Raw genomic sequence first — 12,974 nt, 5'->3', positions numbered from 1 at the left:
AACAATGATGATAGAAAAATGGAAAGTAAAGAGTCGATCGCTCTATAGGCATTCACCATATAGAGCAATTGAGGATGTTACATATGTAATGCCTTCTGGGAAAGAGTGTGTTTTTTCTTTAAAAAAAGAGGGCACCGTTGTTGCTGTCTTGGCCTTAGATAAAAACAACAAAGTTATCCTTACAAAGCAATTTCGGCCCGGACCTGATGCTATATTGGATGAACTTCCTGGGGGAGGTGTACATGAAGAAGAAACACCTCTTGAGGCCATGAAAAGAGAGCTACTTGAAGAAACGGGATACGAAAGTGATCATTGGATTGAGCTTGGAACCCCTCTGGAGTGTGCTTACTCGACAATACGTCGCTATGCTTTTCTCGCTACAGAATGCGAAAAAACCAGTGACTTGAATTTGGATGAGACTGAGTATATTGAAGTTGTTTTAAAGTCAGTAGATGATTTCTTTGAACAACTAAAGCAAGGACAATGTACTGATCCTGAAGTCGGGTGGATGGGCCTTTTTGAATTTGGGTATTTGAGAAAAAGTAAGCAAAAATCCTAGTCAAAAGAAACTGATTACTTCATCAATAACGTCCTAAATTGATCACAGTCAAAGTGATACTTTTTGGGACAACTCTTTAAATGATTTAATGTCTTTTTCATTCTCTTTAGTTCACTTATTTGAGAATCAATTTCTTTAACCTTATTATCAATCGTCTCTTTATCTAAGTTAATCTTTTGATTTCTTTTTAGTACCTTGTTGATCTCTTCTAGACTTAGGCCGCAAGATTGAGAGAGACGGATGAAAGCGAGAGTATAGATGACATCTTCTTTGAAGGTTCTTTTTAGGCCTTTTCTTCCCGCTGATTTGATGAGTCCCATCTTTTCGTAATAACGTATTTTGGAAGATGCGAGTCCAGTTTGATTTGAAAGCTCTGTTATATCCATAGGAGACCTCTTTAACTTGACTTGAAGTTAACTTCAAGTTGTATCATCGTTTAGGTAAGGCTTCAATTTCTTAAGGAGAATAATATGGCATTCATTTTTATTGGTATTTTGGCAACTTTATTCATGGACCTATGGGCACTGACTTTAAAAAAGATTTTCTCTATTTCTGGACTAGATTACCGATTTGTAGGTCGTTGGGTTTATCACTTTAAAAATCTAAAATACTTTCATGAAAGCATTTTTCAAAGTTCAGCTTATAAGCATGAGCAATTTCTAGGTACTTTCACTCATTACGCCATAGGAATCATCTTTGCCAAGGTGCTACTTCTTTGGCAGCAAAACCCTTCTCTTATTCACTGTCTCGCTATTGGAGTTATCACTCTTATTGCTCCACTTTTTATAATGCAGCCTGCTTTTGGAATGGGGATTGGGGCGAGTAAAATGCCCGCGAAGTTCATTATTTGGTTAAAATCATTTAATGCTCACGTTTCTTATGGGTTAGGACTTTATTTAGCCTCGAGACTGATATTAAGATGATCTTTTTTGTTAAGTAACTTTGAAAGAGGCAAATTACCTTAATTCTCTCTATGTCTGTGATTCATTTAGCATATCTAAGGAGTTGTCTTTATTGGGAATGTTAGGTTACTGGACAGTGTTTAGTATTTCTTTCAAAGTGGCCCGCTTGATTTCCTTCTCCTGTCATAATGTCATCATAAATTATTTAAAGAATGTTTTAAATTCAGGAGAAAATTATGAAGAAAATCGTTGTAGCATTGGCCCTTATTTCGTCAGTATCCTCTTTTGCAACTGGATATGAAGTCGTACAAAAAAGTAATGGTGATCGTTATTTTGTAAATACATGCTTAGATAGAATCACAGATACCAAGGCAAAAGATCTTCTGGTCGAAGTTAGGTTTGGAAATGGAACTGAAAAACTAAAGCAATTTGCATCGGATATTGATTCTAGTGAAAATTTAGAAGAAATTGCAAAGATTGTAGCAGATGTGGAAAGAGCAAATGATCTTTGCTACGGCGGAGAAGTTTACGGCCATGAAGTTCTAAAGCACATTGTTAAAAGCACTCTTCAAGCTCAAAATTAGTATTTCGTAATAATAAGACCTACAGACCATGTAGGTCTTTTTTTATCTTATAGATTCCCTTACAATATCATCATGAAAATTCTAATTCCAATTCCTCATAATGACTTTGATCCAACAGAAGTTGCAGTCTCATGGAAAATCCTTAAAACTCAAGGCCATGACGTTACATTTGCTACACCTAGTGGAAAGAGAGCAATGGCAGACAAGCGTATGCTTACAGGTGAAGGTTTAGGTATTTGGAAGAAAATACTTATGGCCGATGAAAATGGGATTAATGCCTACCTTGAAATGGAGAGTTCATCTGAGTTTTTAAATCCTAAAAAATGGGATGATATTGTATCCTGTGATTTCGATGGAATCATTCTTGGTGGTGGTCATGCTCAAGGCATGGTTGAATATCTTGAGTCTAATAAGTTACAAACGTTAACAGCAGAGTTTGATGTTCAAAAAAAGCCCATTGGAGCTATTTGCCATGGGGTTGTCTTAGCTTCGAGATCAAAACGTGAGGATGGCAGAAGTATTCTTTTTAATAAGCGAGTAACAAGTCTAAGAAAAGACCAAGAATTCATCGCCTGGGCCATGACAGGGCTTTGGCTTGGCAATTATTATCGAACATATCCAGAGTATGTGCAGGATGAAGTTAAGAGGAGCCTCAAGTCAAAGGGTCAATTTGAATTAGGGCCTATGGCGATCACTCGAGATACTCAAGAGTCTCTGTGCGGTTTTTGTGTTGTCGATGAACATTTCATCTCATCTCGATGGCCAGGGGATGTTCATACGTTTGCTACAAAATACTGTGAAATTTTAAAGGAAAAAAGTAATGAGTTATGAAATGATCGTAGGACTTCAAGTTAAAAATGATGATGTCTATGCACAGTATAGAAATGAAATGGCCCCTATTCTAGAAAATCATGGTGGTGGATTTCGTTACGACTTTAAAGTCTCAGAGACATTGAAAAATGAAGAATCCCGTCCTATTAATAGAGTTTTTGCAATCTATTTTGCTGATCGAGAAAATATGAACAACTTTTTCTCACATCCTGATTATCTCGTTGTGAAATCAAAGTTTTTTGAGTCTTCGGTTGAAGCCACGACAATTATTTCTGAGTACGAAAGATAGTATTCTTTATTAGGGTTTTTTAGTATATTGACTCCGTACCATAGTACGGAGTGTATATTATGAGCATGACTCAACCACTTACAATTGGCAAGCTTGCCGATGCCTCAAATGTAAATGTCGAAACCATTCGTTTCTACGAGAGAAAAGGTCTTTTAAAACGACCGACCACAAAAGCTGGGGCCTTTCGTGTTTATCCAAATCAATATATTTCAAAAATCAGCTTCATTAAGAAGGCCCAAGAACTTGGCTTCACTCTAGCTGAAATCAAAGATCTTCTTCTTTTAGATCAAAATACCAGTGCAACTTGTGCTCATGTATCTAAAAAGGCGAATAAAAAGCTTTTAGAGGTCAAAGAAAAGATCGAGTCATTGAAGAAAATGAAAAAATCACTAGAAAAAATTATTCACGCCTGTGACGCTGGCCCTGATATTAAGGCTTGTTGTAGGGTGAGTGATTGTTTTGATTCTAAATGTTAGGAGAAGTTATGAAGAAAAATATTCTCTTTCTTTGTACAGGGAATTCTTGTCGATCGCAAATGGCCGAAGGTTGGGCAAAGTCATTAAAAGGTCGTGAATATAATTTCTTTTCGGCAGGAACAAAAAAACATGATCTCAATAAGCGTGCTATTGAGGTTATGAATGAGGCCGGAGTCGATATTAGTCATCATTGTTCAAATACGACAGAGGAATTGCCAGAAGTTCAAATGGACTATGTATTTACTGTTTGTTCCGATGCTCATGAGAATTGCCCTTATTTTCCTGGAGGAAAAATTATTCACGTAGGCTTTGATGATCCTCCTCAGCTTAGTCAATCAATTGATAATGAAGAAGAAATCTTGACGATCTATCGCAGAGTTCGAGATGAAATTAAAGAATTTGTTACTAATATTGAAAAGTATATGGATGATAATCATGAGTAGTGAAGAAAAGAAAATGGGCTTTTTTGAACGCTATTTAAGTCTATGGGTCGCTTTATGTATTGTTGTCGGTATCGTACTTGGTAAAGTTCTTGGTCAATCAATTGAGTTTTTAAGTGAGATGAATATTGCAACGGTAAATATTCCGGTTGCAATTCTTGTATGGCTTATGATCTTTCCAATGATGGTCCAAATTGATTTTAGCTCAGTTAAAGGAGTCGGTAAAAACCCTAAAGGACTCATCCTAACTTTAGTTATCAACTGGTTAATAAAGCCTTTTACTATGGCCTTTTTTGCGTGGCTCTTTTTTTCTAAACTCTATGGGGCCTATTTAAACCCAGAGCTTGCTGGTGAATATATTGCTGGTGCGATTCTTCTTGGAGCAGCTCCATGTACTGCCATGGTTTTTGTATGGTCTTATCTCACTGAGGGTGATCCCGAATATACACTAGTACAAGTTGCCATTAACGACCTTGTTCTCTTAATTGCCTTCATTCCCATCGTTAAATTTCTTCTTGGTGTAACAAATGTGACGATCCCTTTTGATACATTGATTTCTTCCGTCGTTATCTTTGTTGTCATCCCTCTTTTAGCGGGCCTTTTTGCCAATAAAACTCTCATTCACATAAAAGGGGAGATTTGGTTTAAAGAAGTATTTATGGCCAAGCTAAAGCCAGTTTCAATCATCGCCTTGCTGACAACATTGATTCTTCTCTTTGCCTTTCAGGGAGAAAAAATAACTGAAAATCCTTTTCATATTTTCTTGATCGCTATCCCTTTAACGATCCAGACCTACATTATTTTCTTAATAACTTGGGGTATTGGAAAAAAGTTGAATCTTCCACACTGCATTTTAAGTCCAGGTTCTATGATAGGTGCTAGTAATTTCTTTGAGCTTGCTGTTGCTGTGGCCATTGCGCTTTTTGGATTAAACTCTGGTGCGGCGTTGGTGACAGTTGTAGGTGTCTTAATTGAAGTACCCATTATGCTGAGCTTAGTGAAGATTTCAAATCGATTGAGATACTAACTATTAACAAGACCTCTCAAGTGAAATCTTTACATTAAATGAGTATTGTTCAACTCCCTCTAGGGGAATGTGCTAGATTTCACTTCATGAAAACTGTCTTAATTATCTATCTCTTGACCTTTAGCGCATTAGCGAAGGTAACAAGTCATAAAACTGCTGGATTAGAATATCCTGAAAATACGCTTGAAGGATTTTTATATTCCTTACAGCTTGATGTTGATGCCATTGAATTTGATGTTCATTTTACAAGAGATAGAGTTGCCGTTTTATCACATGATCCTGTTCTAGATGATAAGAACTGTTTTCAAAAAAAGGGAAGGAAGCTTATTATCTCCCAAATGACGTTGAATGAAGTTCAAAATGTCGTTTGTTATAATCAAAAAGTTAAAAAAAATTACACGATACCAACTCTTGATGCTATTTTAAGCGCTTATCAATTATCAGGTAGAAATGATATTGAACTCAATGTTGAGATTAAAGTTTTAGATAAATTAATTGAAACATCCAAAAGGTATAAAGGCATGAATCATTCTTCTTTTCATTTAGAAGAAGGGGAAATGGCCAAGTTAATCGTTCACTACCTTAGAAAACATGGAATAACATCTAATATACTTTTAACGACCTTTAGCCGTGATCTCTTAATGAAGCTGAAGGGTCTTAAAAATAAGAATGAAGATTTTAGATACGGTCTTCTTTTTAAAGGTGAGTACAACATCCTTCTTTATCCTCTTGTTAAACTCTATGGACGAGAATGTTCAGATTCTTGTTGGTGGCCTAATTGGAAAAGTACTTATAAGTGGCTTGTAAAAAATGAAATTGATGTTTTCTTACCAAATTGGCCACAGCTCACTCATCCTCTTTATAATAAAAAGTTTAAAAAGATTTTTCAAAGTGAGAAGCTTAGACCTTTTGAAATTTATCCTTGGACTCTTAATGAAAATGAGCAATGGGATGAGTATGAAAATTATGACTTTGATGGGATCATCACTGATCTTCCTACACTCTATTTAGATCGACATGATAACATTTAAAAGATTAACACTTGATGATACGGCGATTTTACAGTCGGTCTTAGAGCGAGCATTAAAGTATAGCTTCTATGCCGATGGACTTGATTATGTGCCAAAAGAAAGTGCGAAGACTGTTCTCATTGAAATTCCACCAGGGATTTCCTATGAAGATAAATATGTATTCCTTGTTTTAAATGATGATAGTCCTGTTGGCGCAATTGATGTCATCAACGGTTATCCAGATCCTGAGACAGCATTTATTGGTCTTTTATTAATTGCCGAAGATATGCACGGGCTTGGTCTAGGTCGCTTGAGCTATGAAAAGCTCGAGTTATTTATTCGAGATGAGCTAGAGCTGAATAACATCATGCTCGCTTACTTAGAATCAAATCCTGTGGAAGGGTTTTGGTCTAAATTAGGATATTCAAAAATAGAAGAAAAAAGGCCATACAATGGCCTTAATAGAAAAACATTCTCTCAGAGAATGATTAAGATTATTTAAATCTCATTTTAACTTGTTTTCCAGACTCATCAACACCACTAATTTCAACCCATTTAACACTTCCAAAAAATGTTACTTTTGAATGAAGTCTTGTAACGTGATAGGTCTTGCCCTTAATCGAGATTTCATTTGAAATTCGGCATGTTCCGTTTTCATCGAGAGTGGTTTTAACAAGAATTTGCTCTTGATCAATGATTCTCTTTTGAGCAAGCTCTTCCATTGACTCTGTTTCAAAGATTAGCTCGCTACCTGAAACAATTGTACTGTGAGGGCGAAGTGGTTTTTCAATGAAGCCCGCAGATTTTTTTAGTGACTTCCAACGACCGTCTTCTTCATCCATTTTCCAATCAGCATAAACATTGCCATTGATTTCACAAGTTTTCTCATCGTAATTAACTTTGTAGTGAAGAACATTTTTAGAATTAAGAGTTTTAGACACTCTTAAAATAGTTGCTTCTTTAGCAAGAGATGAATAAATAGGCATTAGGCCCGCAATTAATAGAGGTGCTATAATTATTTTTTTCATAAATCTATTTTTAGCCTAGATTCAAAAAAATGGTGGGCCATCTAGTAAATTATTCAAGCAGGTGTCAAAAAAATAGGCACTTCTCTTGAGTCATTGGGAAAAGGGAAATATGCTTGGTTAATGAATAAACAAGAAACAATACGATTAACAGATTTAAATGAATCTTTTATTGAAGATTACTTATTACTAGTGAATGATCCTGTCGTTGCTTCGACTACTGAGCCAGGATCAACACCAAGAGTGTTTTCAAAAGCTGAAATTTTAACTTGGCTTTGTTCATTAAAAGACAAAGAAAATAGAAAAGACTTTGCCATTGTAAAAGAGACCACAGGTGAATTTGTTGGCGAAGTTGTTTTAAATCAAATTAAAAGTGGAATGGGCAATATTAGAATTGCTATTTTGCCGATATTTTTTGACTTAGGTTTCGGCTCTACTGCTCTTCGTCTTGCAATTGACTATGCTTTTTTAAAACTTAACTTAGAGAAGATCACCTTGGGTGTTTATGAAATTAATCCTCGAGCTTTAAAAGTCTATAAAAGACTAGGCTTCGTAGAAGTTGGAAAAGAAGTTGATGAGGGCCTTGTTGAAATCATGATGGAACTCAATAAGCAGAATTGGTAAGGTATTAAATATTTACATCATCGTGCGCATCAATGAACTTTGTTTTTACAATGTTTTTCTTTTCGTTATAATCAATGAGTTCGTTTAATCATAAAGGAAATGGGGCGTCATTGAATCTCATTATTTTCTTCGTTACATTCTTGGGGCTTAGTTTTTCTAGTGTGGCAAAAACCTATCATTTTGTCGGCTCTAGCTTTCCCTTGATTCTTGAAGAAAATAAGAAAGGTCAATTTCATGGGTTTGGCGCTGATATTGCTTATCAAGTAGCAAAGAAGCTTGGAGTTGATATCAAAATCTCTCTCTATCCGGCCAAAAGGGCCATGCAAATGATGAGAAATGGTGATGCTGATGTCATTATTGGCCCGTATAAGTCTCTTGAGCGTTCTGAGTTCTTAGATTATTCAAGCTTTTCTTTCTATAAAGATCCCGTTTCGTTTTATGCATTGAAGAAGTCAAAGTTAAAATGGAATGGAAAAGTTAAATCAATTGAACACCTTAGAATTGGTGCCATTAGAGGTTGGAGCCTTGGCGATCGATTTGATTCTAAAAAAGATAATTTAAATATTAACTACGTCGGAACAATCTCACAGCTCTTTACCATGTTAGAACTTAAAAGAGTCGATCTTGTCATAGCACACCCACGCGCCGTATCCAGATTCTATGAAGCCAGCGAAGTGCAAGAAAAGTATAAAAAACTTTTGCCACCACTCATAGAAAATGCAGGTTACTTTGGCTTTTCTAAAAAGAGAGATCTTAAAGAATTTCAAAAAAACTTTGAAAAAGAGTATCAAAGACTCAATAATTCAGGTGTTTTTGAAAAGCAAATCAATGCTATTCAATTTGTTGATGGTTTAGGTCTATAAGCGATATGAAAATTAAACTAGATAAGAGGCTACTTGATATCTTCAATCTTGTTGAGAAGCAATATAGTGCCATTTGGGACACTTGTTGTGATCATGGAAAATTGGGGCTCGCATTTTTAGAATCTAACAAGGCACATACTGTTCATTTCGTTGATCAGGTTCCATCGATTATCGCTAAACTTAAAAGGAAGGCCGAAATGATACCGGCCCTCGATCAAAGTAGAGCAACCTTTCAGGCCAAAAGAGCACAAGATATTGAACTTAAAGAGAAAGGGGAGCTCATATGTATATGTGGTGTTGGTGGTGATGTCGGGATTCAGATTATAAAAGAGATCATTGACAAAAATACCCTTCCTTGTGACTTTTTAATCTGCGCTCAATATCACATCTTTGATTTAAGAGCATTTCTGATTGAGAATAAATTCTTTTCAGTAAGAGAGGCATTTACCTTTGAAGGAAAGTGGAATTATGAAGTTCTTTTAGTTTCAAGAACAAATGGAAATGCCATCGATCCAGTTGGAAAAAATCTCTTTTCTGTCCTTGATAATAAGAAGCGCACTTATCTTGATTCTCTAGTTAAGCACTATGGCAATAAATCTATGAGTGATCCGACGATGAAATCTATTCAAAAGAAGTATTTAGAACTTTTAAAATAAGGGTTGCCGACTGAATGGTCGGATAGTATCATCCATTCTATGGATACAAAAGAAATCATCATTAAATCAGCTCTTGGGATTTTGTCCGAAGAGGGGGCCAAGGCACTAACAACCTCACGACTTGTCGAAGTTTCAGGAATCTCAAAAGGTGGAATCTATCACCATTTTCATGGAATAGAAGATATTTATTTCGAAATTTTAAGACATATTACTGACGAGTTGACGAATGGATTTAGTGAGCTTGAATTTAAAAGTGTCGAACACTTACACCGAGTTCTAATCGATTTTCTTTTTGATGATTTTGAAGAGCAAAAGAAGCTCTATAGTGCCGTTCTTTTTTACTATGGCCATATTGTATCTGATGAAAAATACGAAGTCCTTCTTAAAGAATGGTCAAATCAATCGATTGCTAATTGGATAGAGATCTATCGTACTAAGTTTAATCTTAAAATATCTAAAAAGAGACTTGAGCAGGCGAGTCGTCTCATTGATATGCACATTTGTGGTCTGGTTATGCATAGTCTTCTCGTTGATGACTTCACGATTTATCGCAGTTCAACGAGAATTTTCTTTGATATGATTCATAAAGAGTTTTTTTCTAATGATTCTTGATAAAATGAAAACCGAAAGACTTTCTATTCGTCGCTTTCATCTCTTAGACCTTCAAGACCTTTTTGAAATGACTTCTAACGAGCAAGTTGTTAAGTCGACAGGACTTAGAAGTCCTCTTGATCTAAATACGACTAAAATTCGTCTCGAATCTTGGTGCCACGATCCCGAGGTCTGGGCCATCGAATATTGTGTAGAATTTAAAGTTGTAGGCTGGATCATGCTTAAAAAAACAACATGTGACGATCCTGAATTAGGCTATATGCTTGCTCAGTCTTACTGGGGGATGGGAATTGCCAGTGAGGCCTGTCGGGCTCTTTTATCTTTTGCTAGAGAATCAAGCTTCAAAAGAGTTATTGCAAAAACAGATCGCACAAATCATGCTTCTATCAATGTCCTTAAGAAACTTGGTATGTCAGAAAATTCAGATAGTAATAATGAAAGTGAGGGCCTACTTTTCGAATTATTTATTTAATTTTGAGTAGGTTTTAGACAGATGTCATTTCTTAAGAAAATTAAAGCTTTTAAGGCTAAGAAATCAGGTTCTTAGCTAGGCATCGATTTTGCTTTAGATAGAGTATGGCCAAGCTTTATAAACGATTGTTATTTTTCACACTTTTTCTAGCCTCTATTGGAAGCTTTGCCGCTGAATATAATCTTTTTAAAAATAGTGGCGATCTCGATTCTTCATATTTATCTCTCATTGAAAAAGAAGAACTTCTCACTGGAGATAGACTCATTGCTGATGCAGGGAGAGTCTTTCTTTTTGAAAAAGTTCTTGGACGAGGAAAGACAACAGTTGTTTTAGAAGTTATTGAACAAAAAACAAATAAGAGAATGGCCATGAGACTTCCTGCCCCAAGTCAGCAGGTCACCTTTAAATCCGCTAAGAGATATTTAAACGCCACACTTGAGGGCTATGCTCCACTTGTTGAAAATGGAATCCCTCTAGTGGAAATTTACTTTCATCAAGAAGCCAGTTACGCTCTTGTTGAATTAGTCGATGTGGACTTTGATTTAAAAACTTTCCTAACTCGTCCAGAGTCTCTTGATAAGAATCTCTTTCCTCGCGCCGAAGAAGCTCTTATTGAATTTGCAAAAAGAAGTGCCCAATATACAAAAATTGGAGATTTTCACTTTGAACAGCTTATTTATAGTTCAAAGAGAAATAAATGGATTTTGCTCGATTGGTCTTCTGGTCATTATCTGGCCGAAAATGAAAATGCAATTATTCTTCTATCTCCCGATAGTTTCATTGATATTGCTATTCGTTACGATAGTCTTGGGCATCCTGTTTACGATAAGACCATGCTTGGAAAGACCATGGTTCGAAGAAAAATTACAGAAAGAGAAAAACGCCTCTATAGAAAGTTGCGTGAGGTAACAAAGAAAAGACGTCTTCAAATTTTAGACGAGAATCAAAAGAGCTTAGAGAAAATATTGGATAAATTGCGTTTAGCAAGTTCACTTGAAGATTACCGCTTAATCTATGATGAGGCGTCAAAAGGGATACAGATGTATCCGTATTCACATGCATTAAGAGAAAACTTCATTGATGAGCATGTGAGAAAGTATTTTAGTCTAGGCTTTAGTATTGCCAATTATATCTATATCAAAAATAAATTAGGATTTCACTTTGAGTACGATCATACAAAATTGATTGTTAAAGCGATTAAGAAGACAAGTTCATTAAGTGAACTTCTCTCACTTCTTCTCATTGAGAATATTGAGACCTACGATAATATTTATCAAAATAGAATCAATAAAGCGATTGCCATTCACTTAGATTTTCTTCTCGATACTCCCTATGTTCCTAAGGCAACGGCCAGAGAGTTGTTAAAAATGGAGTTCTTAAAAAGTGCATTTAAAAGAAAGATTGCCCGCAAAGCTAATGTTTTTTTTAAAGGGGCCAAAAGTTGTTTTTTCATTATGAAAGACTCTTTCTTTTAGTAAATAAAATAGTTTTTTTCCTAGAATTTGTTAAAATAGTCTCACTAGAGGAGGGCCTATAATGAGCTATTTTGGATCATGTCTTTGTGGTGATATTAAATTTGAAGTGACTGAAAAATTTCTTAGTTTCTATCTTTGCCATTGTAAGTACTGTCAAAAGGATACAGGTTCGGCCCACGCTGCAAATCTCTTTACTAAGCATACCGCCTTGAAATGGTTATCAGGTGAAGAAAGTGTAAGAAAATATCAAGTCCCATCTTCAAGACACGCCAAAAGCTTTTGTCAAAATTGTGGAAGTGCTGTTGCTACAATACAAGAAGAAGAGCAGTTGCTCGTTGTTCCTGCTGGAAGCTTAGATGGCCCTGTTGAAATAAGGCCTAATGCTCACTTATTTATTTCTAGTAAGGCCAATTGGGACGATCAATTACATCAAATAGAGTCATTTGATAAATTTCCTGAATGAGTTCATTTGTTTCTTTCTTGACCTCAACCTAACTTGAGGTTTTAAGATCGCTCCTGTGAAAACGACAAGGAGTAAAAAATGAAACATGAATTACCAAAACTGCCATATGAAATGGATGCTCTTGCTCCTCATATCTCAAAAGAAACGCTCGAGTATCACTATGGTAAACACCACCAAGCTTATGTCACAAAATTAAATGCCGCTATTGAAGGTAGTGAGTTTGAAAGTATGAGTTTGGAAGAAATTATTATGAAATCAAGTGGTGGCCTTTTTAATAATGCCGCTCAAGTTTGGAATCATACTTTCTATTGGAATTGTCTATCTCCAAATGGTGGAGGAGAAGCTAAGGGAGAGGTTCTAGATTTAATTAATGCAAAATGGGGATCTTTTTCAAGTTTTAAAGAAGAGTTTACTAACGCTGCTGCAACAAATTTTGGTTCTGGATGGACATGGCTTGTCCTTAACAATGGTAACTTAGAGATTGTTAATACTGATGATGCTAAAAATCCTATGACAGATGGACTGAGACCGCTCTTAACTGTAGATGTATGGGAACATGCCTATTACGTTGATTATAGAAATGCCCGTCCTAAGTATCTCGATGCTTTTTGGGAGCTTTTAAATTGGGATTTTGTTAATTCTAATCTTTAAGTTCAAGAGGCCTTC

20 protein-coding genes are annotated in these 12,974 nt (G+C 35.8%); 18 read left to right on the top strand and 2 right to left on the bottom strand.

Going from position 1 to position 12,974, the window contains the following annotated elements:
• Positions 1–4 precede the first annotated feature (4 nt).
• The gene (locus HBN50_RS11020) at positions 5–559 is read left to right on the top strand and encodes an NUDIX hydrolase (protein WP_273869983.1); all 555 of its coding nucleotides are present in this window, start codon (positions 5–7) and stop codon (positions 557–559) included.
• Positions 560–573: 14 nt separating this feature from the next.
• On the opposite strand, the gene HBN50_RS11015 is transcribed toward HBN50_RS11020, so the two are convergent.
• Positions 574–945, bottom strand: coding sequence for a MerR family DNA-binding protein (locus tag HBN50_RS11015; protein WP_273869981.1), 372 nt, complete (start codon positions 943–945; stop codon positions 574–576).
• Positions 946–1,029: 84 nt separating this feature from the next.
• Between HBN50_RS11015 and HBN50_RS11010 the strand changes: the two genes are divergently transcribed.
• The 9 genes from HBN50_RS11010 (at position 1,030) to HBN50_RS10970 (ending at position 6,620) form a co-directional block, all read left to right on the top strand.
• On the top strand, positions 1,030–1,482 hold the full coding sequence (locus tag HBN50_RS11010) for a DUF2938 family protein (protein ID WP_273869979.1): 453 nt from the start codon (positions 1,030–1,032) through the stop codon (positions 1,480–1,482).
• A gap of 215 nt (positions 1,483–1,697) precedes the next feature.
• Entirely contained in the window at positions 1,698–2,045 is a 348-nt protein-coding gene (locus HBN50_RS11005) for a hypothetical protein (RefSeq protein ID WP_273869978.1), read from the top strand.
• 72 nt (positions 2,046–2,117) lie between these two features.
• Entirely contained in the window at positions 2,118–2,876 is a 759-nt protein-coding gene (locus tag HBN50_RS11000; protein ID WP_273869977.1) for a type 1 glutamine amidotransferase domain-containing protein, read from the top strand.
• Positions 2,866–3,165: a DUF1330 domain-containing protein gene (locus HBN50_RS10995; RefSeq protein WP_273869976.1), complete on the top strand. Its 300-nt coding sequence runs from the start codon at positions 2,866–2,868 to the stop codon at positions 3,163–3,165. Before HBN50_RS11000 ends, HBN50_RS10995 begins: the two co-directional genes overlap by 11 nt.
• 59 nt (positions 3,166–3,224) lie before the next feature.
• Complete coding sequence (locus HBN50_RS10990) at positions 3,225–3,641, top strand: heavy metal-responsive transcriptional regulator (protein WP_273869973.1); 417 nt, start codon at positions 3,225–3,227, stop codon at positions 3,639–3,641.
• 8 nt (positions 3,642–3,649) lie between these two features.
• Positions 3,650–4,084, top strand: coding sequence for an arsenate reductase ArsC (locus tag HBN50_RS10985; protein ID WP_273869971.1), 435 nt, complete (start codon positions 3,650–3,652; stop codon positions 4,082–4,084).
• Positions 4,077–5,108: an ACR3 family arsenite efflux transporter gene (arsB, locus tag HBN50_RS10980; RefSeq protein WP_273869970.1), complete on the top strand. Its 1,032-nt coding sequence runs from the start codon at positions 4,077–4,079 to the stop codon at positions 5,106–5,108. Before HBN50_RS10985 ends, arsB begins: the two co-directional genes overlap by 8 nt.
• A gap of 86 nt (positions 5,109–5,194) precedes the next feature.
• Positions 5,195–6,139, top strand: a complete 945-nt coding sequence (locus tag HBN50_RS10975; protein ID WP_273869969.1) for a glycerophosphodiester phosphodiesterase — start codon at positions 5,195–5,197, stop codon at positions 6,137–6,139.
• Positions 6,126–6,620, top strand: a complete 495-nt coding sequence (locus HBN50_RS10970; protein WP_273869967.1) for a GNAT family N-acetyltransferase — start codon at positions 6,126–6,128, stop codon at positions 6,618–6,620. The genes HBN50_RS10975 and HBN50_RS10970 overlap by 14 nt, the downstream gene beginning before the upstream one ends.
• Here the strand turns inward: HBN50_RS10970 and HBN50_RS10965 are convergent.
• Positions 6,613–7,146: a hypothetical protein gene (locus HBN50_RS10965; RefSeq protein ID WP_273869966.1), complete on the bottom strand. Its 534-nt coding sequence runs from the start codon at positions 7,144–7,146 to the stop codon at positions 6,613–6,615. The genes HBN50_RS10970 and HBN50_RS10965 overlap by 8 nt on opposite strands.
• 120 nt (positions 7,147–7,266) lie before the next feature.
• Here HBN50_RS10965 and HBN50_RS10960 point away from each other — a divergent pair, with 120 nt between their 5' ends.
• The 8 genes from HBN50_RS10960 (at position 7,267) to HBN50_RS10925 (ending at position 12,959) form a co-directional block, all read left to right on the top strand.
• Positions 7,267–7,767, top strand: coding sequence for a GNAT family N-acetyltransferase (locus HBN50_RS10960; RefSeq protein WP_273869964.1), 501 nt, complete (start codon positions 7,267–7,269; stop codon positions 7,765–7,767).
• A gap of 74 nt (positions 7,768–7,841) precedes the next feature.
• Positions 7,842–8,630 (top strand): substrate-binding periplasmic protein, encoded by a 789-nt coding sequence (locus tag HBN50_RS10955; RefSeq protein ID WP_273869961.1) that lies wholly within the window; start codon positions 7,842–7,844, stop codon positions 8,628–8,630.
• 5 nt (positions 8,631–8,635) lie between these two features.
• Entirely contained in the window at positions 8,636–9,286 is a 651-nt protein-coding gene (locus HBN50_RS10950) for a tRNA (adenine(22)-N(1))-methyltransferase TrmK (protein WP_273869960.1), read from the top strand.
• Between the two features lie 39 nt (positions 9,287–9,325).
• Positions 9,326–9,898, top strand: a complete 573-nt coding sequence (locus HBN50_RS10945) for a TetR/AcrR family transcriptional regulator (protein WP_273869959.1) — start codon at positions 9,326–9,328, stop codon at positions 9,896–9,898.
• Complete coding sequence (locus tag HBN50_RS10940) at positions 9,888–10,370, top strand: GNAT family N-acetyltransferase (RefSeq protein ID WP_273869957.1); 483 nt, start codon at positions 9,888–9,890, stop codon at positions 10,368–10,370. Before HBN50_RS10945 ends, HBN50_RS10940 begins: the two co-directional genes overlap by 11 nt.
• Before the next feature lie 104 nt (positions 10,371–10,474).
• Positions 10,475–11,845, top strand: a complete 1,371-nt coding sequence (locus tag HBN50_RS10935; protein WP_273869955.1) for a hypothetical protein — start codon at positions 10,475–10,477, stop codon at positions 11,843–11,845.
• Between the two features lie 61 nt (positions 11,846–11,906).
• Entirely contained in the window at positions 11,907–12,308 is a 402-nt protein-coding gene (locus HBN50_RS10930) for a GFA family protein (RefSeq protein ID WP_273869954.1), read from the top strand.
• A gap of 78 nt (positions 12,309–12,386) precedes the next feature.
• Positions 12,387–12,959, top strand: a complete 573-nt coding sequence (locus HBN50_RS10925; protein WP_273869951.1) for a superoxide dismutase — start codon at positions 12,387–12,389, stop codon at positions 12,957–12,959.
• The last annotated feature ends 15 nt before the right edge of the window (positions 12,960–12,974 follow it).

It is taken from the genome of Halobacteriovorax sp. GB3, from assembly GCF_028649655.1.
Taxonomy (GTDB): domain Bacteria; phylum Bdellovibrionota; class Bacteriovoracia; order Bacteriovoracales; family Bacteriovoracaceae; genus BSW11-IV.
Note: the sequence above shows the minus strand (reverse complement) of the source record. Positions and strands in the feature narration are given on the sequence as shown.